At 74.4% G+C, this 21,952-nt stretch carries 23 protein-coding genes; 14 read left to right on the top strand and 9 right to left on the bottom strand.

From position 1 onward, the window contains the following. Positions 1 to 251: 251 nt before the first annotated feature. Genes ACFV3E_RS13520 through ACFV3E_RS13510 form a run of 3 tightly spaced genes read left to right on the top strand, consistent with a single transcriptional unit; the run spans position 252 to position 2,194 of the window. Positions 252 to 929, top strand: coding sequence for a class I SAM-dependent methyltransferase (locus tag ACFV3E_RS13520; protein ID WP_500534836.1), 678 nt, complete (start codon positions 252 to 254; stop codon positions 927 to 929). Positions 930 to 975: 46 nt separating this feature from the next. Next, a complete protein-coding gene (locus ACFV3E_RS13515; RefSeq protein WP_500534835.1) occupies positions 976 to 1,539 on the top strand; it encodes a TetR/AcrR family transcriptional regulator in 564 nt (187 codons plus the stop codon). Positions 1,540 to 1,597: 58 nt separating this feature from the next. Then, the gene (locus tag ACFV3E_RS13510; RefSeq protein WP_500534834.1) at positions 1,598 to 2,194 is read left to right on the top strand and encodes a DUF4865 family protein; all 597 of its coding nucleotides are present in this window, start codon (positions 1,598 to 1,600) and stop codon (positions 2,192 to 2,194) included. A gap of 4 nt (positions 2,195 to 2,198) precedes the next feature. Here the strand turns inward: ACFV3E_RS13510 and ACFV3E_RS13505 are convergent, their stop codons facing one another. The 3 genes from ACFV3E_RS13505 to ACFV3E_RS13495 all read right to left on the bottom strand — a co-directional run bounded on the left by ACFV3E_RS13505 (position 2,199) and on the right by ACFV3E_RS13495 (position 3,483). Continuing rightward, positions 2,199 to 2,570, bottom strand: coding sequence for a fic family toxin-antitoxin system, toxin component (locus ACFV3E_RS13505; protein ID WP_500370977.1), 372 nt, complete (start codon positions 2,568 to 2,570; stop codon positions 2,199 to 2,201). Continuing rightward, complete coding sequence (locus tag ACFV3E_RS13500) at positions 2,567 to 2,794, bottom strand: toxin-antitoxin system HicB family antitoxin (protein WP_499510378.1); 228 nt, start codon at positions 2,792 to 2,794, stop codon at positions 2,567 to 2,569. The genes ACFV3E_RS13505 and ACFV3E_RS13500 overlap by 4 nt, the downstream gene beginning before the upstream one ends. Before the next feature lie 98 nt (positions 2,795 to 2,892). Continuing rightward, positions 2,893 to 3,483, bottom strand: coding sequence for a hypothetical protein (locus ACFV3E_RS13495; RefSeq protein WP_500534833.1), 591 nt, complete (start codon positions 3,481 to 3,483; stop codon positions 2,893 to 2,895). A gap of 248 nt (positions 3,484 to 3,731) precedes the next feature. On the opposite strand from ACFV3E_RS13495, the gene ACFV3E_RS13490 reads away from it, so the two are divergent. The 7 genes from ACFV3E_RS13490 to ACFV3E_RS13460 all read left to right on the top strand — a co-directional run bounded on the left by ACFV3E_RS13490 (position 3,732) and on the right by ACFV3E_RS13460 (position 11,949). Beyond that, a complete protein-coding gene (locus ACFV3E_RS13490) occupies positions 3,732 to 4,517 on the top strand; it encodes an ABC transporter ATP-binding protein (protein WP_500534832.1) in 786 nt (261 codons plus the stop codon). A gap of 10 nt (positions 4,518 to 4,527) precedes the next feature. Continuing rightward, positions 4,528 to 7,095, top strand: a complete 2,568-nt coding sequence (locus ACFV3E_RS13485) for an ABC transporter permease (RefSeq protein ID WP_500534831.1) — start codon at positions 4,528 to 4,530, stop codon at positions 7,093 to 7,095. Positions 7,096 to 7,154: 59 nt separating this feature from the next. Then, complete coding sequence (locus ACFV3E_RS13480; protein ID WP_500534830.1) at positions 7,155 to 8,087, top strand: TIGR03621 family F420-dependent LLM class oxidoreductase; 933 nt, start codon at positions 7,155 to 7,157, stop codon at positions 8,085 to 8,087. A gap of 55 nt (positions 8,088 to 8,142) precedes the next feature. Then, on the top strand, positions 8,143 to 8,574 hold the full coding sequence (locus ACFV3E_RS13475) for a GNAT family N-acetyltransferase (RefSeq protein ID WP_500534829.1): 432 nt from the start codon (positions 8,143 to 8,145) through the stop codon (positions 8,572 to 8,574). 180 nt (positions 8,575 to 8,754) lie between these two features. After that, complete coding sequence (locus ACFV3E_RS13470; protein ID WP_500534828.1) at positions 8,755 to 10,119, top strand: hemolysin family protein; 1,365 nt, start codon at positions 8,755 to 8,757, stop codon at positions 10,117 to 10,119. Next, positions 10,116 to 11,141 carry a hemolysin family protein gene (locus ACFV3E_RS13465; protein ID WP_500370970.1) on the top strand — a complete coding sequence of 342 codons (1,026 nt, stop codon included), beginning with the start codon at positions 10,116 to 10,118 and terminating at the stop codon, positions 11,139 to 11,141. Before ACFV3E_RS13470 ends, ACFV3E_RS13465 begins: the two co-directional genes overlap by 4 nt. A gap of 37 nt (positions 11,142 to 11,178) precedes the next feature. Then, the gene (locus ACFV3E_RS13460; protein ID WP_500534827.1) at positions 11,179 to 11,949 is read left to right on the top strand and encodes an SGNH/GDSL hydrolase family protein; all 771 of its coding nucleotides are present in this window, start codon (positions 11,179 to 11,181) and stop codon (positions 11,947 to 11,949) included. 85 nt (positions 11,950 to 12,034) lie between these two features. Here ACFV3E_RS13460 and ACFV3E_RS13455 read toward each other — a convergent pair whose 3' ends face one another. Continuing rightward, positions 12,035 to 12,271: a hypothetical protein gene (locus ACFV3E_RS13455; RefSeq protein WP_500534826.1), complete on the bottom strand. Its 237-nt coding sequence runs from the start codon at positions 12,269 to 12,271 to the stop codon at positions 12,035 to 12,037. 148 nt (positions 12,272 to 12,419) lie between these two features. Here ACFV3E_RS13455 and purB point away from each other — a divergent pair, with 148 nt between their 5' ends. Beyond that, positions 12,420 to 13,853, top strand: a complete 1,434-nt coding sequence (purB, locus tag ACFV3E_RS13450; protein WP_500370968.1) for an adenylosuccinate lyase — start codon at positions 12,420 to 12,422, stop codon at positions 13,851 to 13,853. Between the two features lie 68 nt (positions 13,854 to 13,921). Further along, positions 13,922 to 14,410 (top strand): G/U mismatch-specific DNA glycosylase, encoded by a 489-nt coding sequence (mug, locus tag ACFV3E_RS13445; RefSeq protein ID WP_500370967.1) that lies wholly within the window; start codon positions 13,922 to 13,924, stop codon positions 14,408 to 14,410. 212 nt (positions 14,411 to 14,622) lie between these two features. On the opposite strand, the gene ACFV3E_RS13440 is transcribed toward mug, so the two are convergent. The 4 genes from ACFV3E_RS13440 to ACFV3E_RS13425 all read right to left on the bottom strand — a co-directional run bounded on the left by ACFV3E_RS13440 (position 14,623) and on the right by ACFV3E_RS13425 (position 18,025). After that, positions 14,623 to 15,309 (bottom strand): HAD family hydrolase, encoded by a 687-nt coding sequence (locus ACFV3E_RS13440; protein WP_500534825.1) that lies wholly within the window; start codon positions 15,307 to 15,309, stop codon positions 14,623 to 14,625. A gap of 4 nt (positions 15,310 to 15,313) precedes the next feature. After that, complete coding sequence (ribB, locus tag ACFV3E_RS13435) at positions 15,314 to 15,964, bottom strand: 3,4-dihydroxy-2-butanone-4-phosphate synthase (RefSeq protein WP_500534824.1); 651 nt, start codon at positions 15,962 to 15,964, stop codon at positions 15,314 to 15,316. 98 nt (positions 15,965 to 16,062) lie between these two features. Next, positions 16,063 to 17,406: a glycoside hydrolase domain-containing protein gene (locus tag ACFV3E_RS13430; RefSeq protein ID WP_500534823.1), complete on the bottom strand. Its 1,344-nt coding sequence runs from the start codon at positions 17,404 to 17,406 to the stop codon at positions 16,063 to 16,065. Between the two features lie 172 nt (positions 17,407 to 17,578). Continuing rightward, positions 17,579 to 18,025, bottom strand: a complete 447-nt coding sequence (locus tag ACFV3E_RS13425; protein ID WP_500534822.1) for a hypothetical protein — start codon at positions 18,023 to 18,025, stop codon at positions 17,579 to 17,581. A 128-nt stretch (positions 18,026 to 18,153) separates the two neighbouring features. Here ACFV3E_RS13425 and ACFV3E_RS13420 point away from each other — a divergent pair, with 128 nt between their 5' ends. Both ACFV3E_RS13420 and ACFV3E_RS13415 read left to right on the top strand, forming a co-directional pair. After that, the gene (locus ACFV3E_RS13420; protein ID WP_500534821.1) at positions 18,154 to 19,311 is read left to right on the top strand and encodes an ROK family transcriptional regulator; all 1,158 of its coding nucleotides are present in this window, start codon (positions 18,154 to 18,156) and stop codon (positions 19,309 to 19,311) included. A gap of 211 nt (positions 19,312 to 19,522) precedes the next feature. Further along, entirely contained in the window at positions 19,523 to 21,145 is a 1,623-nt protein-coding gene (locus tag ACFV3E_RS13415) for an alpha/beta hydrolase (RefSeq protein ID WP_500534820.1), read from the top strand. Between the two features lie 28 nt (positions 21,146 to 21,173). Here ACFV3E_RS13415 and ACFV3E_RS13410 read toward each other — a convergent pair whose 3' ends face one another. Further along, the gene (locus tag ACFV3E_RS13410; RefSeq protein WP_500534819.1) at positions 21,174 to 21,938 is read right to left on the bottom strand and encodes a GntR family transcriptional regulator; all 765 of its coding nucleotides are present in this window, start codon (positions 21,936 to 21,938) and stop codon (positions 21,174 to 21,176) included. Between the last annotated feature and the right edge of the window lie 14 nt (positions 21,939 to 21,952).

Genomic DNA, 21,952 nt, shown 5'->3' with positions numbered 1-21,952 from the left:
GTACGGGCCCGGCGGTATCGGCGGTCGGCCGCAGGACGCGGGCCCGACCTGCCGCTCCGACCTCGCCGACCTCCCCCAGGTCAGCGGCGTCCCGCTCCTGGGGGCCCTCGACCCCGACGGCTTTCCCGGGGACGGCGCCCGGGGCGGACGGTGGGCGACACGCCGGATGTGCCCCGGAACGGGGAGGCTTGGGGCGGGCTCCGAAGCGGCAGAATCGGAGTGAGGGGTGCCGAGACGAAGGGGGTCCGGCCATGAGGAGCCGAACCGGCGCGACGGGCGAAGCCGTCCACCACCCGCTGTTCGCCCGCTTCTACGCCCGCTGCGGCCCGGTGATGGACGCCCGCGCGGGCTTCGGCGCGCACCGGCGGACCGTGCTCGCGGGACTCACCGGCCGGGTGATCGAGATCGGCGCGGGCTCGGGGCTGAACTTCCGTCACTACCCGCGCACCGTCGCCGAGGTCGTGGCGATCGAGCCGGAACGGCATCTGCGCCGGCTCGCCGTCGACGCCGCGCAGCACGCCGAGGTGCCGGTGGACGTCGTACCCGGGGTCGCCGAGGCGCTGCCGGTCAAGAGCGAGGCCTTCGACGCGGCGGTCGCCTCGCTGGTGCTGTGCTCCGTACGCGACCAGAAACGCGCCCTGGCCGAGCTCCACCGGGTACTGCGCCCGGGCGGGGAACTGCGGCTGCTGGAGCACTGCCGGGCCGAGGGCCGCGCGCACGCGGCGTTGCAGTGGGCGGTGGACCGCACCGTGTGGCCGCTGCTGTTCGGCGGCTGCCGGACCGGGCGGGACACGCTCACCGCGGTCGAGGCGGCCGGCTTCGAGGTGCTGGAGCTGCGCCGCTTCCGTGTTCCGGAGCGCGCCAAGGGCCTCACCCTGCCCGTACCGAGCGCCCCGCACATCCTGGCCACCGCGCGCCGCCCCGCTTGAGCGCCGGCTCCACCGCTCTGTACCTACTGGTATGTACACTACCGGCATGGAGACGACGTCGGAACGCCTGATCGAGAGCACCCGCGAACTGCTCTGGGAGCGCGGCTACGTCGGCACCAGCCCGAAGGCCATCCAGCAGCGCTCCGGCGTCGGCCAGGGCAGCATGTACCACCATTTCTCCGGCAAGCCGGAGCTCGCGCTCGCCGCCGTGCGCCGCACCGCCGAGCAGATGCGGCAGACGGCCGAGCGCGAACTCTCCGAGCCGGGAACGGCGGTCGAGCGGGTCTCGCGCTATCTGCGCCGCGAACGCGACGTGCTGCGGGGCTGCCCGATCGGGCGGCTCGCCCAGGACCCGGAGGTCGTGGCCAGCCCGCAGCTGCGGGCGCCGCTCGACGAGACCTTCGAGTGGCTGCGCGGCCGGCTGGCGGACGTGCTCGCCGAGGGCCAGGCGCGCGGGGAGATCGCGCCCGGTCTCGACACCGGCGACATCGCGGCCGCGCTCGTGGCCGTGCTCCAGGGCGGCTATGTGCTCGCCCGGGCGGCCGGCTCGGCCGCGCCCTTCGACCAGGCCGTCAGCGGCGCGCTGGCCCTGCTGGCACAGCGCGCCTGAGCGGGCCCCACCGGCCCTCCGCCGATCCGGCCCACCGGTACGACACCCAGGGGGACACATGTACGCGATGCAGTACGGGATCACGCTGCCCGCCGACTACGACATGAAGGTCATCCGCGACCGGGTCGCCGGGCGCGGCCGGCTCACGGACGCCTACGAGGGCCTGGGCTTCAAGGCCTACCTGATCCGCGAGCGCGGCACGGAGGGCTCCCCGGTCAACGAGTACGCGCCCTTCTACCTCTGGGACGACACCGGCGGCATGAACCGCTTCCTGTGGGGCGGGGGCGGCTTCGGCGGCATCGTCGACGACTTCGGACGCCCGGACGTCAGTCACTGGACGGGCGTCGCCTACCGTCCGGGGCCCGCCTTCGGGACCCCGCCGGGCGCGGCGAGCCGCCTGCGCCGCCGGATCCCCGCCGGGGCCGACCCGCGCGAGCCGGTGGCCCGGGAGCTGGAGGCGTGGGAGGAGCGCGCCGCCACGGCGGGCGTCCATGCCACCGTCCTGGCCGTGGACCCGCGCCACTGGGAGACCGTGCTCTTCACGCTCTGGGACCGGACGCCGCCGGCCGACGTCACCGATCCGGACCGCTACGAGGTGCTGCACCTGTCGGCCCCGCACCTGGCCGAGGTGCCGGTCGGACGCCAGTGGGCGTAGCCCCTCAGACGCACCAGGAGCGCAGCTCGTCGGCGATCTCGTGCACGTCGGCGGTGCCGCCCTTGACCAGCCGGGCCAGGTCGCGGACCCGTTCGGGGGACGTGGCGACCTTCAGGCCGCTGGCCACCAGGTAGGCGTAGGCGACCGCGGAGGCGAAGAGCGCGTTGGACCGCTCCAGGGCCGGTACGTGGACCAGCAGTTGCAGCAGGCACGCGGCCCGCTCGTGGGGGTCGGCGTAGACGGGGACGCCGAATATCTCCGCCTGGTGGCGGCCGACCGCGGCGACGAGGGCGCCCCAGTCGGTCACCTGGGGGTCACCGGGGGTGTTGTGCTCCGCGACCATGAGCAGCCAGGCGAGGTCGATCTGCAGGGTCAACGGCGTCCTTCGCGCTCCGTGCCGAACTCCTCGGCGAAGACGGACTCGTAGCGCTGCATGAAGTCGGCGGCGGCCTCGACGAAGCTGCGGCCCGCTTCCCCCGCGTCCTTCCGGACGAGTTCCTCGATGTACCGGTTGACGCTGACGCCCCGCTGCGCGGCCCGCTCGCGGGCGGCCGCGGCGGTGGTCTCGTCCACCCGCACGTTCAACTGCGTCTTGGCCATACCCTCAAGCTAGCGCCGATGCACTAGCAGTGACAAGCGGCCCCCGGGCGCATCCACCCCGGAGCCCGACGGGGCTCCGGGGCGCACGGGGAGCGCGTTCAGAGGCGGCCCGCCACCGTGCGCGCCAGTTCCTCGAGCGGCTTGTCGAACCGGGAGGGCTCCTCGTTGCGGACCAGCCGGATCGCGACCCACTGCCCGGACACCCGCAGGAAGACCGATCCGTCCTCCAGCCAGGCCTCGTCGCCGATGCCGTCGAGCGGCTTCAGTTCGTGGCCGAGCCCGCGCTCGGCGTCGTAGTAGTTCTTCCCCGGCTCCCCCGCGAAGACCTCGACCTGGGCCGTCGGGCCGGACTCCGGCGCGGGGTAGGTGCAGGTCCCCTCCAGGTCCTGACCGGGTTTGAGGGCCGTACCGGCGAGCCGCTCGGCCTCGTCCTGCGTCACCAGGGCGCACGGGTCGCCGGCCGTCCCGCCCGGCGACGACGCGGACGGCTGCCCCCCGGACGCCGCGGACGACCCCGCCGCCCCCGGGGTGCCCGGCGCGGTCGCGGACGGCTTGTCGCCGGCGTCGTCGGCCGCCGGGCCCTGGCACCCCTGGAGCGCCAGGGCCAGCAGCGCCACCACGGGCGCCACCGCCCGGGCCCGCGTGCGCCTGCGGTCACCGGACCCGGTCCGGATACGTGCGTGCACCATCGATTCGGTCCCCCCTCGGTACTGGTCCTCGTCCCCGTCCCCGTCCCGGCCACACCGTGCCCGGCCCGGGTGCACCTACAGACGTACCGGGACGGCCGGCCGGTTTCGGACGGACGAACTCGCGGTCGCACGACGGCCGCCCGCGCGCCCCGGCGCTCACCCTCCGGGACGATGCGGCACCGCACCCGACGACCTACGCTCGGGTCGCATACGGACAAGTACGCACTTCCTCATCTTGGGGGGCAAGCGTGTCGACATGGACGGCAGCGGACACAGAGGGCATCGAGGCGGGAGCGGAGCCCGCCGCGCGGGCGACCGCGCTGACGAAGGCGTACGGGACGGGCGAGACACAGGTGGTGGCGCTGGACGCGGTGGACGTGGAGATCGCCCGCGGCCGCTTCACGGCCGTCATGGGGCCCTCCGGGTCCGGCAAGTCCACGCTCATGCACTGCCTGGCGGGGCTGGACTCGGTCACCTCGGGGCAGGTCTGGATCGGCGAGACCGAGATCACCCGTCTGGCGGAACGCGAACTGACCCGGCTCCGCCGCGACCAGGTCGGCTTCGTCTTCCAGGCGTTCAACCTGCTGCCGACGCTCACGGCCGCCGAGAACATCACGCTGCCCATGGACATCGCCGGCCGCAAACCCGACCGCGAGTGGGTGGACCGGGTGATCGACACCCTGGGTCTGCGCGACCGGCTGGGGCACCGTCCCGCACAGTTGTCGGGCGGCCAGCAGCAGCGTGTGGCATGCGCGCGCGCCCTGGCCTCCCGGCCGCAGCTGATCTTCGCCGACGAGCCGACCGGCAACCTGGACTCGCAGGCGGGCGCCGAGGTGCTCGGCTTCCTCCGCGAGGCCGTGGACGCCCTCGGCCAGACCGTGGTGATGGTGACCCACGACCCCACCGCGGCGGCCTGGTCGGACCTGGTGCTCTTCCTGGGCGACGGACGGATCGTCGACGAGATGCACGGGCCCACCGCGGACGGCGTCCTGGAACGGCTCAAGCGGTTCGACGCGCTGCGGAAGCACGGCTAGGCACCGGCCAATGCTCCGGGCGACGCTGCGCAGCTTCCTGGCCCACAAGGGCCGGCTGCTGCTCAGCGCGCTCGCCGTCCTGCTGTCGGTGGCCTTCGTCACCGGCAGCATGATCTTCTCCGACACCGTCAACCGCACCTTCGACCGCCTGTTCGCCTCGACGGCCGCCGATGTGACGGTGGGCCCCCCGGAGGCCTTCAGCGAGGACCAGCAGTTCGCCTCCGGCCAGGTACGCACCCTGCCGGCGTCCCTGCTGGACCGGGTGAAGGCGGTACGGGGCGTCGCCGACGCGCGGATCGACGTCACCGTCCGCAACACCACCGTGGTCGACGCCGAGGACCAGCCGGTCGGCCCGACCACGGGCGCGCCCACCCTGGCCACCAACTGGTCGGGGAACCCGCGCAGTCCCGTCCGGCTGACCAGCGGGCACGCGCCGCACGGCCCCGACGAGGCGCTGATCGACGCCGACACCGCGGCGAAGCGTCACCTGGAGATCGGCGACCGGCTGCGGGTACTGGCGCAGCCGGGCGCGTTCCCGGTCCGGCTCGTGGGCATCGCCACCTTCACCACGACCAATCCCGGCGCCGCCCTGCTGTTCGTCGACACCCCCACCTCGCAGTCGCGCCTGCTGGGCCGGACCGGTGTCGCCACCTCGGTGCAGGCCGACGCCGCGCCCGGGGTCTCCGACGACGTGCTGAAGAAGCGGATCGCCGCCGCGCTCGGTCCGCGCTACACGTACACGACCCAGGCCGAGCAGGCGAAGTCGGCGGTGGAGAGCCTGGCCACCTTCCTGGATGTGATCAAGTACGTGATGCTGGGCTTCGCCGGGGTCGCGGTCCTGGTCGGGGTCTTCCTGATCGTCAACACCTACTCGATGCTGATCGCCCAGCGCACCCGGGAGCTCGGCCTGCTGCGCGCGCTCGGGGCGGACCGCGGGCAGGTGCGGCGGTCGGTGCTGGTGGAGGCGCTGCTGCTCGGGCTGGTGGGCTCCACCCTGGGCCTGCTGTGCGGGGTCGGCACGGCGGCGGGGCTGATCCGGCTGCTCGGGGTGTTCGGGATGAACGTCGACGCCGCCGAGATGGTCATCCGCTGGCGCGTGCCGGTCGCCGCGTACGCCGTCGGCCTGCTGGTGACGCTGGTCGCGGCCTACCTGCCGGCGCGCCGGGCGGCACGGGTCTCCCCCATGGCGGCGCTGTCCGACGCCGAGGTCGCCGGGAGCGCGCGGAGCCTGCGGTCGCGGGCGGTGGGCGGCGCGGTCGCGACACTGGTGGCCGCGGGGGCGCTGAGCGGGGCGGCAGTGGCCGGCAGCACCGGTGACGCCGCGACGTTCCTGGGGGTCGGCATCGGTCTTTCGCTGATCGCGGCGGTGGTCGTGGGGCCGCTGCTGGTACGGCCGGTGATCCGGGTGCTGGGCGGGGCGTTCCCCCACGTGTTCGGGCCGGTGGGGCGGCTGAGCCAGCGCAACGCGCTGCGCAACCCGCGCCGCACCGGCGCGACCGCCGGCGCGCTGATGATCGGGCTGGCCCTGGTCACGGGCATGTCCATCGCCGGCACCTCGATGGCGAGCTCCTTCGACCACGAGATCGACCGTGCCCTGGGCGCGGACTACGTCGTGCAGGGCGACCAGTTCGCGCCCTTCTCCCCGGAGATCACCGACCGCGTGCGGAAGGTGCGCGGGGCCGGGGAGGTGGTGCGGGTGCGGTACGTCTCCGTCCTGATGACCCTGCCCGACCACCGCACGACCGAGCTGACGGGGACCGCGATCGGCCCCGGCGCGGACCGGGCGCTCAACCTGGACTACGCCGCGGGCGACACGGCGCACGCCCTGGCCCGCGACAGCCTCTCGCTCTCCGCGACGTACGCCGCCCACCACGGCCTGCGCGTGGGCAGCCGCATCCCCGTGCGCTTCGTCGACGGCCGCTCCACGACGTTCACCCTGCGCGCGCTGACCACCAGCCAGAGCACCCTGCTCGGCGACGACGCCACCCTCACCATGGGCCTGGCCACCGCCGAGCGGTTCCTCCCCCGCGGCCAGGACGCCGCCCTCTACGTGAACGCCGCCCCCGGCACCGACAAGCCCACGCTGCGGGCGAACCTGGAGCGGGCCCTCAAGCCCTACCCGCAGGTGGAGGTCCGTGACCAGGCCGACTACAAGAAGCTGGTGCGCACCCAGATCTCCGTGCTGCTGAACCTGGTGTACGCCCTGCTCGGGCTGGCGATCATCATCGCCGTGCTGGGGGTCGTCAACACCCTCGCCCTGTCGGTGATCGAGCGCACCCGGGAGATCGGGCTGCTCAGGGCGATCGGGCTGTCGCGGCTGCAACTGCGCCGGATGATCCGGCTGGAGTCCGTGGTGATCGCGGTCTTCGGCGCGGTGCTGGGGCTCGCCCTGGGGCTGGTCTGGGGTCTGGTCACGCACGAGGTGCTGGCGCTGGAGGGCATGCGGGCGTTCACCGTCCCGTGGACCACGGTGGTTGCGGTCATGGCCGGTTCCGTGGTGGTCGGCCTGGTCGCGGCGTTGCTGCCGGCCCTGCGCGCCTCCAGGATGAACGTCCTCGCCGCGATCGCCCACGAGTGAGCGGCCCGGGGGCGGGGAAGGTCGTCGACAGGCGGACGGGTGCGGACGAGGGGGCGGTCATGGCGCGACGGTTCCGGTTCGGTGTGAATCTGCTCGAGCCCGCGCAGGGCGACGCGTGGGAGCGCAAGTGCCGCCGGGTGGAGGCGCTCGGCTACGACGTCCTCCAGGTGCCGGACCACCTGGACTGGCCCGCGCCGTTCCCCTCGCTGGTCGCGGCGGCGAACGCCACGCGGCGTCCACGGCTGGGGACCTTCGTGCTCAACGCCGCGTTCTGGAACCCGGTCCTGCTCGCCCGCGAGGTCGCCACCACCGCCCGGCTCACCGGCGGCCGCCTGGAGCTGGGCCTCGGCGCGGGTTACGTGCGCGCCGAGTTCGAACGCGCGGGCCTGGCCTACGGCACCGCCCGCGACCGGGCCGACCACCTGGAACGCACCGTCGAGGCGCTGACCGGGCTGCTCGCGGGGCCGCACGGAACGGATGGAACGGGAACGGGCGGAACGGACGGCGCCGGTGCGCCGCCGACCGCGCTGCTCCTGGGCGGGAACGGCCCGCGCATGCTGCGCCTGGCGGCACGGCACGCGGCCGTCGTCGCCTTCACCGGCGCCGAGGCCGACCCGGCCAAGGACGACGGCTCGCTGCGGCTGCTGTCCGCCGCGACCGTGGAGGAGCGGGTCGCCACCGCGCGCGGCTTCGCCACGTCGTACGGCACCGACCCGGAGTTCAACGTCCTCGTCCAGCGGGTCGTGATCACCGAGGACCGCGGGGCGGCGGCCGGGGAGTTCGCCCCGCACGCGCCGCACCTGGACGAGAAGGAGCTGCTCGACCTGCCGACGCTGCTCGTCGGCACGGTCGCGGAGATCGCGGGGCAGCTGCGGCGGGCCCGCGAGCGCTTCGGCTTCAGCTACGTCACGGTGCTGGAACCCTCCATGGAGGCGTTCGCCCCGGTGATCGAGGAACTGCGCCGCGACGAGCCGGGCGAAGGGCACGGGTAAGAGCGGGGAAGTAATACGCTCGCCGCCCGGGCCGGCAGCTGGTTGGCTGACCCTCATGGACGATCTCGGGATACGCAGCGCGGTACCGGCCGACGCCGAACAGGTGCTGGACTTCTGGAGGACGGCCGCCGAGGGCACCAGCGTCAGCGACGACCCGGAGGGTGTGGCGCGCCTGATCGCACGCGACCCCGAGGCCCTGCTGCTCGCCGAGGACGGCGGCGTGCTCGTCGGCACGGTCATCGCGGGCTTCGACGGCTGGCGCTGCCATCTGTACCGGCTGGCCGTCCACCCCGAGCGGCGGCGGCAGGGCATCGCCCGGGCCCTGCTGGCGGCCGCCGAGGAGCGCTTCACCGCGCTGGGCGGCCGGCGCGGCGACGCCATGGTGCTCGAGCGCAACGAGCGCGCCCACCACGCCTGGCGCTCGGCGGGCTACGCGCCCGAGCACCACTGGCGCCGCTGGACCAAGCCCTTCCAGCGCACCCGGTAGCGCGCCGAGCGGGTCGGGGCGGACCCCCTGGCCGCTTTCCCGGGCTGTCCGTTGCGCCCGCGCTTCCTACGATGGGCGTATGGACGACCCTGCGAGTCCGTCACGTCTCCGGTCCCGTCGCCCACGCCTGCAGCGCGCGGTCCACCCCGGCCTGACCGATCATGGGACCGAGGTGTCCCGATGACCGAAGTGCTGCTCCTGGCCGTCGCCCTGCTGCTGACCCTGGCCTGCGCCGTCTTCGTCGCCGCGGAGTTCTCCCTGACCACGGTCGAGCGCACCGACCTGGAACGGGCCGAGAAGGCGGGCGAGCGCGGTGCCTCCGCGGCCCTGCGGGCCGTGCGCAGCCTGACGGTGCAGCTGTCGGGCGCCCAGCTCGGCATCACCGTCACCGGCCTGGTGATCGGCATGCTGGCGCAGGCCTCCATCGCCGAGCTGCTGGCAGGCCCGCTGCGCGCCCTGGGGATGTCTGCCGGCGGGGCCGCGTCACTGGGCCTGGTGCTCGGCACCGGCATCTCCACGGTGGTGCTCATGGTGGTGGGCGAGCTCGTCCCCAAGAACTGGGCGATCTCCCGGCCGCTGCCGGTGGCCAAGGCTGTCGCCCCGCCCCAGACCGTCTTCACCGCCGCCTTCGGCCCGCTGATCCGCCACCTGAACAACACCGCCAACCGTGTGCTGCACCGCCTGGGCATGGAACCCACCGAGGAGCTCGCCTCGGCCCGCAGCCCCGAGGAGCTGGTGGCCCTCGCCCGGCACTCCGCCCGGGCGGGCGCGCTGGAGGCCGACACCGCCGAGCTGTTCGTACGGACGCTGAGCCTGGCCGGGCTGACGGCCGAGAACGTGATGACCCCCCGCGTCCAGGTCGTCGCCCTGGAGGAGGGCGCCACCTGCCAGGACGTCGCCGACATCACCCGCGCCACGGGGCTGTCCCGCTTCCCCGTGCACCGGGGCGGCCTGGACAACGTCATCGGCATCGTCCACATCAAGGACGTCCTGGCCGTGCCCTACGAACGCCGTGAGGGCCACCCGATCACCCCGCTGCTGCGGGAGCCGGTGCCGGTCCCCGAGACGCTCAGCGTGGACCGGCTGCTGGACCGGCTCTCCGGCTCGATGAGCATGGCCGTCGTCATCGACGAGTACGGCGGCACCGCGGGCGTCGTCACCCTGGAGGACATCGTGGAGGAGGTCGTCGGCGAGGTCCGTGACGAGCACGACCCGCAGGAGACCCCCGACCTGGCCTTCATCCACCAGGACCGCACCGGCCGCCGCGTCTACGACGCCGACGGCGCCGTACGGACCGACCGGCTCGCGCACATCGGCCTGCGGGTCGGGAACGGCCCCTACGAGACACTGGCCGGTCTGGTCGCCGAGCGGCTCGGGCGGATCCCCGCCACCGGCGACACCGTCGAGGTGAACGGCTGGATGGTCGAGGTGACCGACGACTCGCACCACCGCGCGGCGCACGTACGGCTGATCTCGCCGGCGCCGCGCGCGCAGAACGGGCTCGCCCCGCAGGACGCGGACGACGGGACGGCGGGTGCGCGATGATCTTCCTCCAGTTGTTCATCGGCGCGCTGACCCTGGTCGTGAACGCCTTCTTCGTCGGCGCCGAGTTCGCGATGATCTCCGTCCGGCGCAGCCAGATCGAGCCCCGCGCGGAGGCCGGGGAACGCGGGGCGCGCCACGTCCTGTGGGGACTGCAGCACCTGTCGCCGCTGATGGCCGCCGCCCAGCTGGGCATCACGCTGTGCACCCTGGTGCTGGGCATCGTCGCGGAACCGGCCATCGAGCACCTGCTCGCGCCGCTCTTCCACCTGCTGCACGTACCGCAGGGCGCCATCCACGCCCTGTCGTTCGCGATCGCCCTGACCCTGGCCACGTACGCGCACATGCTGCTCGGCGAGATGGTGCCGAAGAACATCGCGCTCGCCGCCCCGGAGCGGACCGCCCTCGTCCTCGGTCCCCCGCTGGTCACCCTGGCGCGGGCGCTGCGCCCGGTGATCTTCACGGTCAACGCCTTCGCGAACGGGCTGCTGAAGCTGCTGCGGGTCGAGCCGAAGGACGAGGTCGCGGCGGTGTTCTCGGATGACGAGCTGGCCCGGATGGTGACCGACGCCGGCCAGGCCGGGCTGCTGGACGAGCGTGCCGCGATCCGCCTGCAGGACGCCCTCGAACTGGGCCGCCGCCCGGTCCGCGCGGTCGTCGTCCCGTGGGAGCGCGTGGTGTCCGCGCGCTTCGGGATGACCCCGGCGGGGCTGGAGCGGCTGGCCGCGCGGTCCGGCTTCTCGCGCTTCCCCGTGACCGACGACGCCTGCCGCATCCTGGGCTACCTCCACGTGAAGGACGCCCTGGCCCTCGGCCCCAGCCGCCACGACCAGCCCTTCCCGCGGGGCGCCCTGCGCCGGATCACCCGGGTCGTCGCGGCCACCCCGCTGGACGACGTCCTGGCGGCGATGCGGGCCAGCGGCGCGCACCTGGCCGCGGTCGTCGACGACCAGGGCCGCGGCATCGGCCTGGTCACCATGGAGGACGTGCTGAAGGAGCTCGTGGGCCACGCACCGGCCGCCTGAAGCGACGGTCCGCGGGCCCGGTAGGATCACGCGCGCCATGCAGATGAACGCCACCCACACCAGCTTCGTCGCGCTCGGCGACTCCTTCACCGAAGGCATGTCCGACGCGCTCCCCGACGGCTCCTACCGGGGCTGGGCAGACCTCCTCGCCGGGCGCCTGTCCGCCCACGCGCCGGGTTTCCGCTACGCCAACCTGGCGGTACGCGGGAAACTCATCCAGCAGATCGTGGACGAGCAGGTGGAGACCGCCGCCTCGATGGAGGCCGACCTGGTGACCCTGGTGGGCGGGCTCAACGATGTGCTGCGCCCCAAATGCGACGTGGCGAGGGTGTGCGCGCTGCTGGAGGAGGCCGTCGAGCGGCTGACGCCGAACTGCCGGCAGCTGGTGCTGATGCGCAGCCCGGCCCGCCGGGGCCCGGTCGCGACGCGGTTCCTGCCCCGCATGGAGCAGCTGTTCGGCTTCGTCGACGACCTCGCCGCCCGGCACGGCGCGCTCGTCGTGGACCTGTACGGCGCCGATGTGCTGGGCGACCCGCGGCTGTGGGCGGACGACCGGCTGCACCTGGACGGCGAGGGCCACCGCCGCGTCACCGAGGCGGTCTGGCAGACCCTCGGGCACACCCCGCAGTTCGACTGGACCGAGGCACTGCCCACGTACGTGCCCCTGTCGTGGCCCGCCCGCCGCACCGCCGACCTGCGCTTCACGCGCCGGCACCTCGTCCCGTGGATCGGCCGCCGCCTGACCGGCCGCTCCTCCGGCGACGGCCTGCCGCCCAAGCGCGCCGAACTGGTGCCGTTCGAGCTCTGAGCCACCGTCCGGCGGCGCCGGACGACGGCCTGACCCACGGCCCGCCGCTCTGCGTCCGCGCGCCGGGCCCTCGGGAAGCCGGACGTCAGCGGCGCCGGGACCGTCCGGGGCGGGCATTGCCGCCGGGGAGCCGGGCGGTCTGCAGGTCGCGCGGGCCCTGGGCCTTCCGCCAGGCGTATCGGGCCGCGGACCCGGCGCCGATGGCGACGAGGCACGAGAGGGCGATGTCCAAGGGGTGCTTCGCCACGAAGATGCCGGTGGCGCCGGCCAGGGTGATGACGCCGGACACGACGGCCGGCACCGTCCAGAGCATGGTTCTCACGGCGGAAGGATAGAGCCGGACGACCTCCGCCGTCGGACTTCCGGGTGGCCCTCGGTGGTCGGCTCGGCGACGGATGGGCCCACGGCGCTACGCGCATAGACCGGTGTGGGGCGCTGACCTGCGCCGACGCGCAGTAGAATCTCGCTACGTGACTTCCAAGCCCCGCATCCCCAACGTCCTGGCCGGCCGCTACGCCTCCGCGGAGCTCGCCACCCTGTGGTCCCCCGAGCAGAAGGTGGTGCTGGAGCGCCGTCTGTGGCTGGCCGTGCTGCGGGCCCAGAAGGACCTGGGGATCGAGGTGCCGGAGCAGGCCCTCGCGGACTACGAGCGGGTGCTGGAGCAGGTCGACCTGGCGTCGATCGCCGAGCGGGAGAAGGTCACCCGGCACGACGTCAAGGCGCGCATCGAGGAGTTCAACGCCCTCGCCGGGCACGAGCACGTCCACAAGGGCATGACCTCGCGCGACCTCACCGAGAACGTCGAGCAGCTGCAGATCCGGCTCTCCCTGGAGCACGTGCGCGACCGCACCGTCGCCGTGCTGACCCGGCTCGGCAGGCTCGCCGCCGAGTACGCGGAGCTGGTCATGGCGGGCCGTTCGCACAACGTGGCCGCCCAGACCACCACCCTCGGCAAGCGCTTCGCGACCACGGCCGACGAGCTGCTGGTGGCCTTCGCGCGGGTCGAGGACCTGCTGGGCCGCTACCCGCTGCGCGGCATCAAGGGCCCGGTCGGCACCGCGCAGGACATGCTCGACCTGCTCGGCGGCGACACCGCCAAGCTCGCCGAGCTGGAGCGGCGGATCGCCTCGCACCTCGGCTTCTCCGAGGTCTTCACCTCCGTCGGCCAGGTCTACCCGCGCTCGCTGGACTACGACGCCGTCACCGCTCTGGTGCAGCTGGCCGCCGCGCCGTCCTCGCTCGCCAAGACGATCCGCCTGATGGCCGGCCACGAGCTGGTCACCGAGGGCTTCAAGCCCGGCCAGGTCGGCTCCTCGGCCATGCCGCACAAGATGAACACCCGCTCCTGCGAGCGCGTCAACGGCCTGGCGGTCATCCTGCGCGGCTACGCGTCGATGGTGGGCGAGCTGGCCGGCGACCAGTGGAACGAGGGCGACGTCTCCTGCTCCGTGGTACGCCGGGTGGCCCTGCCGGACGCGTTCTTCGCCTTCGACGGCCTGCTGGAGACCTTCCTGACGGTGCTGGACGAGTTCGGCGCCTTCCCGGCCGTCATCGCCCGCGAGCTCGACCGCTACCTGCCGTTCCTCGCCACGACGAAGGTGCTCATGGGCGCGGTGCGGGCCGGCGTCGGCCGCGAGCTGGCGCACGAGGTCATCAAGGAGCACGCGGTCGCCTCCGCGCTGGCCATGCGCGAGAAGGGCGTGGAGCGCAACGAGCTGCTGGACCGGCTCGCCGAGGACGAGCGCATCCCGCTGGACCGCGCCCAATTGGACGCGCTCATGGCCGACCGCCTCTCCTTCACGGGTGCGGCCGCGGACCAGGTCGCGGAGGTCGTACGCCGGGTCGGCGAGGTCGCCGAGCGCCACCCGCAGGCCGCCGCCTACACCCCCGGGGCCATCCTCTGACCACGGTCAGGCGCACCCGCCCCACCCAGGACGAGCTGGAGGCCGCCCGCGACCGCGTCATCCCCGACGTGATCGCCGGCGGCCTGCGGGTGCTCTTCTGCGGCATCAACCCCGGGCTGATGTCGGCCGCCACCGGTCACCACTTCGCCCGCCCCGGCAACCGCTTCTGGCCCGTGCTGCACGCCTGCGGCTTCACCCCGCGCCGGCTCGACCCCGCGGAGCAGGGCGAACTCCCGGCGTACGGGCTGGGGATCACCAACGTCGTCGCGCGCGCCTCCGCCCGGGCCGACGAACTGACCCGTGACGAACTGCTGGAGGGCGGGCGGCTGCTGACGGAGCGGGTCCTGCGGTACGAGCCGCGCTGGCTCGCCGTCGTGGGCGTCACCGCCTACCGCGTCGCCTTCGCCGAGCCCCGCGCCCGCATCGGCCCCCAGGAACGCACGATCGGCGGCACCCGGATCTGGGCCCTGCCCAACCCCAGCGGCCTGAACGCCGGTTGGTCGACCCAGGCCATGACGGAGGAATACGGCCGCCTCCGCGACGCGTCGCAGGAATGATCCTCGCGCCGGCGAACTCCCGATAGCGCCGAGGGCCGGGTGCGGCCGGCGTCCGCGGCTGCCGGCGGTCCTCGACGGCTCCTGGGTGCCCGGCCGGATCCGCACGGCCCGCCGGGGACCCGAAGGTCCCCGGCGAGCCCGCCCGTCGCGTACGCCTCGTCCCGGCCGCGGGCCTCACGAGCCATGACCGCCCGCCCGGCCCCGGACGCCGCTCACGAGGTGACCCCGGGCACCAGGGGGCCGGGGCGTGGGGCGAGCAGCCGGGTCAGGAGGGGGAGGGCGGCGGCGGTCGTGGGGGCCTGGGCGGCGGGCAGGTGGGCGACGTCGGGCGGCAGCGGCATGCCGCCCCGGGGGACGGCGAGGACGCGCATGCCGGCCGCGGTCGCCGAGCGGATGCCGTTCGGGGAGTCCTCGACGGCCAGGCAGCCGGACGGCGGCACGCCGATCTCGGCCGCCGCGCGCAGGTAGGGGTCGGGCGCGGGTTTGCCCCGGGCCACGTCCTCCCCGCACACGACGGCGCTGAGCCGTCCCGTCAGGCCCAGCCCGTCGAGGACCGCCAGGACGAAGCGGCGCGGGCTGGCCGTGGCCAGGCCTACGGGGCCGTGCCGTCCGGCTTCGAGGACCAGGTCCACCGCGCCGGGCAGCGCCCGGACCCGGCCCGCGGCCACCTCGCCGGTCGCCGCGGTGGTGCAGGCCTGGACCACCTCGACGGGGCTCGCCGTGCCACCGCACAGTCCGGCGACGTACGCCGCCCAGCCGCCGTTGCCGTGCAGGGCGGAGGTGTCCTGCGCCCGCCAGCGGTGACCGTGGCGGGCGGCGAAGGCGGCGCAGACACGGACCCACGCGTCCGCGCTGTCGACCAGCGTGTCGTCCAGGTCGAAGATCGTCGCACGGCTCATCCGGTCACACCGTCGCGGGGTCCGCGAGGCGCGGTCCGTTCGACAACTGCTCGATCGAGATGAGCGCCAGGCCGTGCCGGTCGGCGAAGGCCCGGAGCCGGTCGAAGCGGGCGACCGAACCGTCGTCCTCGCAGACCTCGCTGATCACTCCGACCGGCGGCAACCCGGCCAGGCGCAGCAGGTCGACGGTGGCCTCGGTGTGCCCGCGCCGCTCGGCGATCCCCCCGGAGCGGGCGCGCAGCGGGAAGACGTGCCCGGGGCGGTGCAGCTCGTCGGGCCGGGTCGTCCGGCCGGCCAGCGTCCGTACCGTCCGTGCCCGGTCCGCGGCGGAGATCCCGGAGCCGACGCCGACCGCGTCCACGGAGACGGTGTACGCCGCCGTGTCGAGGCCGGGGCCGGGCTGGACCATCAGCGGCAGTTCCAGGCGGTCGGCGATCTCCGGCGCCAAGGGCGCGCAGATCAGGCCGCTGGTCCAGCGGACGAAGAACCCCAAGGTCTCCGCGGTGGCGAACTCGGCCGCCATGACCAGGTCGCCCTCGTTCTCGCGGTCCTCGTCGTCGACCACGATGACGGGCCGTCCGGCCCGCAGGTCGCCGACGGCGGTCGCCACCGTGTCCAGGCCCGCAGCCGAGCGCGGCGCCGATGCTGACGTCACAGATCCAACCTCTCCTCGCAGTAACGCTTCCTGCGGGATGCATCGGTGACCGAACGGGGGAGCTTGAGAAGCCCGTACGCCGAACGGGCTTTCCCCGCTCAACAGCGCGGGATCGGCTTGCTGTATCCCGTCGTGCCGGGCGTGGCGACGTAGTGGTCGGAGACGTAGCGGCCGTTGTCGAGGCGGTTCCAGATCCTGGTGGCGCCGACCTTGGAGCCGGACTTCTGGCAGACGACCCAGGCCAGGGCGCCGTTCGGGGAGGTGCCCTTGGCGGCGTAGGAGGTGCCGGGGCCACTGCGTTCGGTGAGGCCGCCGGGCGCGGTGACCTGGTAGGGCAGGACGCAGCGGGGCAGGGGGCCGCTGTAGCCCGTGGCCGAGGGGGTGCTGACGTAGTGGTCGCTGACGTAGGTGCCGTCGGTGAGCTTGTCCCACACGGAGGTGGTGCCCACCTTCAGGCCCGGGGCCTGGCAGACGACGCGCAGGGCGGAGCCGGGGGCACGGGTGGTGACGACGGGATAGGTCGTCGAGGGGCCGCTGCGGGCCTTGAGGGCGGTGGAGCTCGTCACCGTGTAGCCGAGGGCGACGGTGGCGACGGGCGCGTCGAGCCGGTCGTTGTCGATGTTCACGGTGACGCCGCCGTAGGTCTCGTCGTGGCTGCCGCGGTACTGCTTCACGCGCTGGTGGACGGGCCACTTGGCGTCGGGGACGCCGGTCCAGCCCTTGAGGGTGTCGGCGCCGTCGTAGCGGGCGATCCACAGGGCGTCGGGGCGGGCGTAGGAGGCCGAGGTGTAGACGTCGGCGAGCTGCTTGGCGCCGAGGTTGAGGTTCATGTACACGCCGGAGACGTAGCCCAGCCGGTGCAGTTCCTTCGTCCATGCCGACAGGTAGCTGAGGACGCCGGTGCGGCAGGCGGCGTCGTTCTGGGCGTAGTTCTCGATGTCGTTGTAGAGGGCGCTGCCGGGCTGCATGCCGAGGGCCTTGGCCGCGGCGACGGCCTCGCCGGCCGCCCTGGTGCCCTGGGTCCGCGCGGAGCCGGCGGTGGTGCTGATCTTGGCGTCGCCGGGCCGGGCGCCGCAGGGCGGCTGCAGGCCCTTGTGTATGGGCAGCAGGCGCCACTTGAGCCGGGCGACGGAGGTCACCCAGGAAGCGGTGAGCTGCGGCTGGGCGCAGGTGCGGTTGACGCCCGATATGTACACGCCGAGCGCGCGGTACGGGGAGGCGTTCCACGCCTGGATCGTGGTGAGCGGCGGCGCGGTGCACGTGTCGAAGGCGAGCCCGGAGTGGCGGGTGGCGCTCGCCCCCGCGGGGTAGCCGGCCGGGGTGGCGGGCTCGGCGGAGGCCGCGGGGGCGAGGACGAGGGCGGTGGCGCCGCCCAGGAGCAGGGTGGAGGCGGCGGCGAGGAGTCTTCGCGCGGCGCGGTGGAGGAGGTGCGGGTTCGGCATGACGGGCCCCCCGGGTACGGCACGGCGCCATGGCGCCGGAATCACTGGATCAGCCGTCCGCGCCGTGTGTGCCGGGCCCCGGTGCGGGAGTCGTCGCACATGACGACACATCAGGCCGTTGCGGACAAAGGGTAGTGGGCGTGCGGCTACCGCGTCGAGGAGTGCGACGCGGTCACGGTACGGCCGCGGCGTCGCCGACGGCGGCGACGAGCTGGAAGGGCAGCTCCGGGTCCGCCTGGCCGACGCACACCCCTATCCAGCGGTCCCCGACGCGCCAGGCCCATGCCTCGGAGGCGTAGCCGCACAGCGTGTCCAGCGGCGGCGGAACCGGCTCACCGTGGAAGGAGCGTTCGAGGTGGGCGGCGAGGTCGACCGTCTCCGGCACGCCCCAGCGCTCCGTGAACACCTCCACCAGGGCCTGGCACTCGGCCTCCATGTCGTCCTCGACCTGCCCTCTGTACCCGGGGTCACCGTCCGCGTCCCAGAAGTCCGCACTGATCCTGAGGTCCGTTATGTGGTGGCCGGGACCGCTGTCGACCGCGCCGCAACGCTCGCGCCGCGCCGGGAAGGGGCGGGCGCGCAGCGCGTCGACGATGGCCACGTGGCCGGGCAGGTCCATGGCTCCAGTAAACCCCGCGCCTGTGACACTTGACATCGAGTCAGTAACCCTGTGCCGGAGCTACTCGCCGCGGGCCGCCGGGACGGGTACGATCCGGCCAACACGCGCGCAAGCTGGGAGGACGTACGTTGGGGCGGCTCACCGGCGGGGACCCGTCCCTGCTCCGGCGGATCAATTCCGCGGTGGTGCTCCATGCGCTGCGCGGCGAGCCCGCCGTGAGCCTGACCGAACTGGTGCAGACGACGGGGCTGTCACGGCCGACCGTCGAGGGCGTGATCGAGGGCCTGACGGAGTCGGGCCTGGTGGTGGAGGCGCCGCAGGAGCCCGGTGACGCGCGCAAGCAGGGCCGTCCCGCGCGCAGGTTCCGCTTCCACGCGGAAGCGGGGCACCTGCTGGGCGTGGAGATCGGGGCCCGGGAGATCCGGACGCTGCTGTCGGACCTCAGCGGCCGCGTCCTGGGGTCGCTGGCGCACGACGTCGCCGACACGTTGCCCGCCGATGAGCGCCTGGAGCGGGTCCGCGGCACCGTCGCCGAGCTGCTGCGCAAGGCCGGCGTGGCCCGCAGCACCCTGTGGGCGGTCGGCGTGGGCAGCCCGGGGATCGTGGAGACCGACGGCGCGGTCCGGCTGAGCACGGCGCTGCCCGGCTGGACGGGCCTGCCGCTGGGCGAGCGGCTGCGCCGGTCGTTCCGCTGCCCCGTCCTGGTGGAGAACGACGCGAACGCCGCCGCCGTCGCCGAGCACTGGAAGGGCGCGGCGGTCGGCACCGACGACGTGGTGTTCGTGCTGGCGGGGCTGAGCCCCGGAGCCGGGTCGCTGATCGGGGGCCGGCTGCACCGCGGCTTCGGCGGTGCGGCGGGCGAGATCGGGGCGCTGCACCTGCTGGGCCGGGAGGCCCGGCCGGAACGGCTGCTGTCCACGACGGGGACACCGCTGCACCCGCTGGACGAGTCCGCGGTGGCCGAGGTGTTCGCGCTCGCGAGGTCGGGCGACGTCCAGGCGCGGGAGGCCTTCGACCGGTTCCTGCAGCGCCTGGTGCACGACGTGGCGGCGCTGGTGCAGGCGATAGACCCGGAACTGGTGGTGATCGGCGGCTGGGCGGCCGGACTCGACGGCGTACTGGAGCCGCTGCGCACGGAGTTGGCGCGCTACTGCCTGCGGCCGCCGGAGGTGGCGCTGTCGGCGCTGGGGCACGAGGCGGTGGCCACGGGGGCACTGCGGCTCGCGCTGGACCACGTCGAGGAGCAGCTGTTCGCGGTGGCCAGGACCTCGCTGCTCGGCCGCTGAACGCGCGGCGCGCGCCGGGCCGCACCGCCCGACCTCACCACCACCGGCCGGCCCCACCTCCGACCACGTGAACCACCGGCCAGGGCAATACGGGCGAAATTCCGCGGCTCACCGGCCTGCCTGCTTGGCCCCTTTGTCCGACCAGCCGACGATCCGTCGCATCGGCGAGCGTGCCGCGCCGGCGGGCGCGGCCGGCGAAAGGGCGTCCCTCGTGCGGCGAGCAGTGGTCCTGGCAGTGTCCTTGGTGCTGGCGGCCGGCGCGGCGACCGCCCCGGCCGCCGGGCACTCCCCGGATCCCCTGGTCGCCGAGCGGCTGCGGATGGCGGGGGCCACGGTCGCGGCCCGGGCGGCCGGGGCCACCGGGATCGTCTTCGGGGCGTGCCCGGCGGACAGCGGGCTCAAGGCGCCCGTGCAGTGCGGCACCGTCCGGGTGCCCGTGGACTACGCGGAGCCGGGCGGCGCGACGATCGGCCTGCTGGTGAGCCGCTTGCGCGCGGCGGGCCCCGCCTCGGTGCGGCAGGGTGCCCTGGTGTTCAACCCGGGCGGCCCCGGGTCGTCGGGGCTGTGGTTCCCCGCGGTGGGCCGGCCCGGCGTGGGCGCGGTCACCCGCAAGGTCTGGGAGACCGCGGCCAGGACGTACGACCTGGTGGGCTTCGACCCCCGCGGGGTCGGCCACTCCGCGCCGCTGTCCTGCCAGGACCCGGCCGGCTACCAGCGCTCCCCCGGCCCCGATCCGCGGGTGCCCACCGCCGCGGTGAAGGCCGCCGAGCGCACGGAGGCCCGGCGCACGGCCGAGAACTGCGGTGCGCGGGGCGGCGCGCTGCTGCGGAACATGCGCACCGCGGACCTGGCACGGGACCTCGACGTCATCCGCGCCGCCCTGGGCGAGCCGCGCCTCAACTACTACGGCGTCTCCTACGGGACGTATCTGGGCGCGGTGTACGCCACCCTCTTCCCCTCGCACGTGCGCCGCATGGTCGTGGACAGCGTCGTCAACCCCGACCCGCGCGGTGTCTGGTACGGCGCCAACCTCGCGCAGGACGTGGCCTTCGAGCGCCGCTGGGCGGACTGGCGCGCCTGGGCCGCCGGGCACGACCGCGTGTACGGCCTCGGCGCGACACCCGGGCGCGTGCAGGCGGGCTTCGACCGGGCGATGCGGATGCTCGGCAAGCGCCCGGCCGGCAAGGTGGGCGCGGGCGAACTGCACTCGGCGGCGGTGCAGGCCGCCTACTACGACCAGCGCTGGGCCTCCTTCGCCCATCTGCTCTCGCGCTACCTGCGCGGCGACGACGACCCGCTCGTCACCGCGGCCGCCCCGGACCCCGGGCAGGCCAAGGACGAGGAGAACAGCGAGGCGGTCTACCTCGCGGTGGAGTGCTCGGACGGGGCGTGGCCGCGCGACTGGAGCGTGTGGGACCGCGACAACTCACGGATCGCGCGCCAGCGTCCCTTCGAGACCTGGGCGAACGCCTGGCTGAACCTGCCCTGCGCCTCGTGGCCGGTCCAGGGCGGGCGGGCGGTGGACGTCGGGGCGCGCCCCGGGTCGGGGCTGCCGCCGGTGCTGATCGTCCAGTCGGAGCGGGACGCGGCCACTCCGTACGAGGGCGCGGTCGAGCTGCACCGCAGGCTGCCGGGCTCCCGGATGATCACCGAGGAGGGGCGGGGCTCCCACGGCCTGATCAGCTTCTGGAACGAGTGCGTCACCGCGCGCGTCGACCGCTACCTGGTCTCCGGCGCCACCGGGGACCGGGACGTCCGCTGCTCCGGGCACCCGCTGCCCGTACCCTCCGGCCGTGATGGCGCCGAGGACGCCAACACGGGCCGCTTCTACTGACCGGGCGGGACGGACGGCGGAGCCGGGTTCACGACGCGGCGGCGTGCCGCTCCTGGCCGTGGTGGGTGATCTCCATCGCGCCGCTGTCGCCGAAGGTCAGCCGGCAGGTGTCGGCGCGGTAGGTGGCGACGGCGACGGCCGCGACGCGCCCCCCGCTGAAGTAACGGGTGGTGACGACCAGCACGGGGGCGCCGGGCAGCCGGTCGAGCTGCTTGGCGTCCTCGGCTCGGGCCGAGCCCAGCTCCACGGCCCGGTCGTCGCCGTCGAGCCCGAGGCCGTGCAACTCCCGCAGGACGGCGGGGGCGTGGCCGGCCGGCGTCAGGTCGCCGGCGAGGCCGGGGACGGAGGCCCGGGGGACGTAGAGCAGTTCGGTGGCGACGGACTGGCCGCCCATCGCGCGGACCCGTCGGACGGTGTGCACCGCCTCGTCGGCGTCGGTGCCGAGCACGACGGCGACCGCTGCGGGGGCGACGGCCTCGACGCACCCCACGGTCCGCCACGCGTCACCCGCGGCGCCGGGCCAGCTGCCGCTCGACGGGCCGACCGAGACGCCCACGCGCGGCGGGGCGACCGTGGTGCCGACACCGCGGCGGCGCTGCAGGCGGCCCTCCAGCTCCAACTGCTCCAGGGCCTGGCGCAGGGTCGCCCGGGCGACACCGAAACGGGCGGCGAGCTCACGCTCGTTGGGCAGGATCTCACCGACCGCGAACTCGGAGTCGAGGGCGTCGATGAGGACGGTCTTGAGGTGCCAGTACTTGGGCTCCGGCACGTTCTCGAGCTGCGTGGTCCCCACCCTGTCCTCCGCAA

This window comes from Streptomyces sp. NPDC059718 (assembly GCF_042733315.1).
In the GTDB taxonomy this organism is placed as follows: domain Bacteria; phylum Actinomycetota; class Actinomycetes; order Streptomycetales; family Streptomycetaceae; genus Actinacidiphila.
Note: the sequence above shows the minus strand (reverse complement) of the source record. Positions and strands in the feature narration are given on the sequence as shown.

What these genes read in the sequence shown, in the direction of transcription:
- ACFV3E_RS13480 (WP_500534830.1), top strand. Translation starts at nt 7,155, where the DNA reads ATGGCGCGACGGTTCCGGTTCGGTGTGAATCTGCTCGAGCCCGCGCAG.
- ACFV3E_RS13515 (WP_500534835.1), top strand. Translation starts at nt 976, where the DNA reads ATGGAGACGACGTCGGAACGCCTGATCGAGAGCACCCGCGAACTGCTC.
- ACFV3E_RS13475 (WP_500534829.1), top strand. Translation starts at nt 8,143, where the DNA reads ATGGACGATCTCGGGATACGCAGCGCGGTACCGGCCGACGCCGAACAG.
- ACFV3E_RS13440 (WP_500534825.1), bottom strand. Translation starts at nt 15,309, where the DNA reads ATGAGCCGTGCGACGATCTTCGACCTGGACGACACGCTGGTCGACAGC.
- ACFV3E_RS13460 (WP_500534827.1), top strand. Translation starts at nt 11,179, where the DNA reads ATGCAGATGAACGCCACCCACACCAGCTTCGTCGCGCTCGGCGACTCC.
- ACFV3E_RS13425 (WP_500534822.1), bottom strand. Translation starts at nt 18,025, where the DNA reads ATGGACCTGCCCGGCCACGTGGCCATCGTCGACGCGCTGCGCGCCCGC.
- ACFV3E_RS13520 (WP_500534836.1), top strand. Translation starts at nt 252, where the DNA reads ATGAGGAGCCGAACCGGCGCGACGGGCGAAGCCGTCCACCACCCGCTG.
- ACFV3E_RS13500 (WP_499510378.1), bottom strand. Translation starts at nt 2,794, where the DNA reads ATGGCCAAGACGCAGTTGAACGTGCGGGTGGACGAGACCACCGCCGCG.
- ACFV3E_RS13465 (WP_500370970.1), top strand. Translation starts at nt 10,116, where the DNA reads ATGATCTTCCTCCAGTTGTTCATCGGCGCGCTGACCCTGGTCGTGAAC.
- ACFV3E_RS13495 (WP_500534833.1), bottom strand. Translation starts at nt 3,483, where the DNA reads ATGGTGCACGCACGTATCCGGACCGGGTCCGGTGACCGCAGGCGCACG.
- ACFV3E_RS13510 (WP_500534834.1), top strand. Translation starts at nt 1,598, where the DNA reads ATGTACGCGATGCAGTACGGGATCACGCTGCCCGCCGACTACGACATG.
- ACFV3E_RS13485 (WP_500534831.1), top strand. Translation starts at nt 4,528, where the DNA reads ATGCTCCGGGCGACGCTGCGCAGCTTCCTGGCCCACAAGGGCCGGCTG.
- ACFV3E_RS13470 (WP_500534828.1), top strand. Translation starts at nt 8,755, where the DNA reads ATGACCGAAGTGCTGCTCCTGGCCGTCGCCCTGCTGCTGACCCTGGCC.
- ACFV3E_RS13430 (WP_500534823.1), bottom strand. Translation starts at nt 17,406, where the DNA reads ATGCCGAACCCGCACCTCCTCCACCGCGCCGCGCGAAGACTCCTCGCC.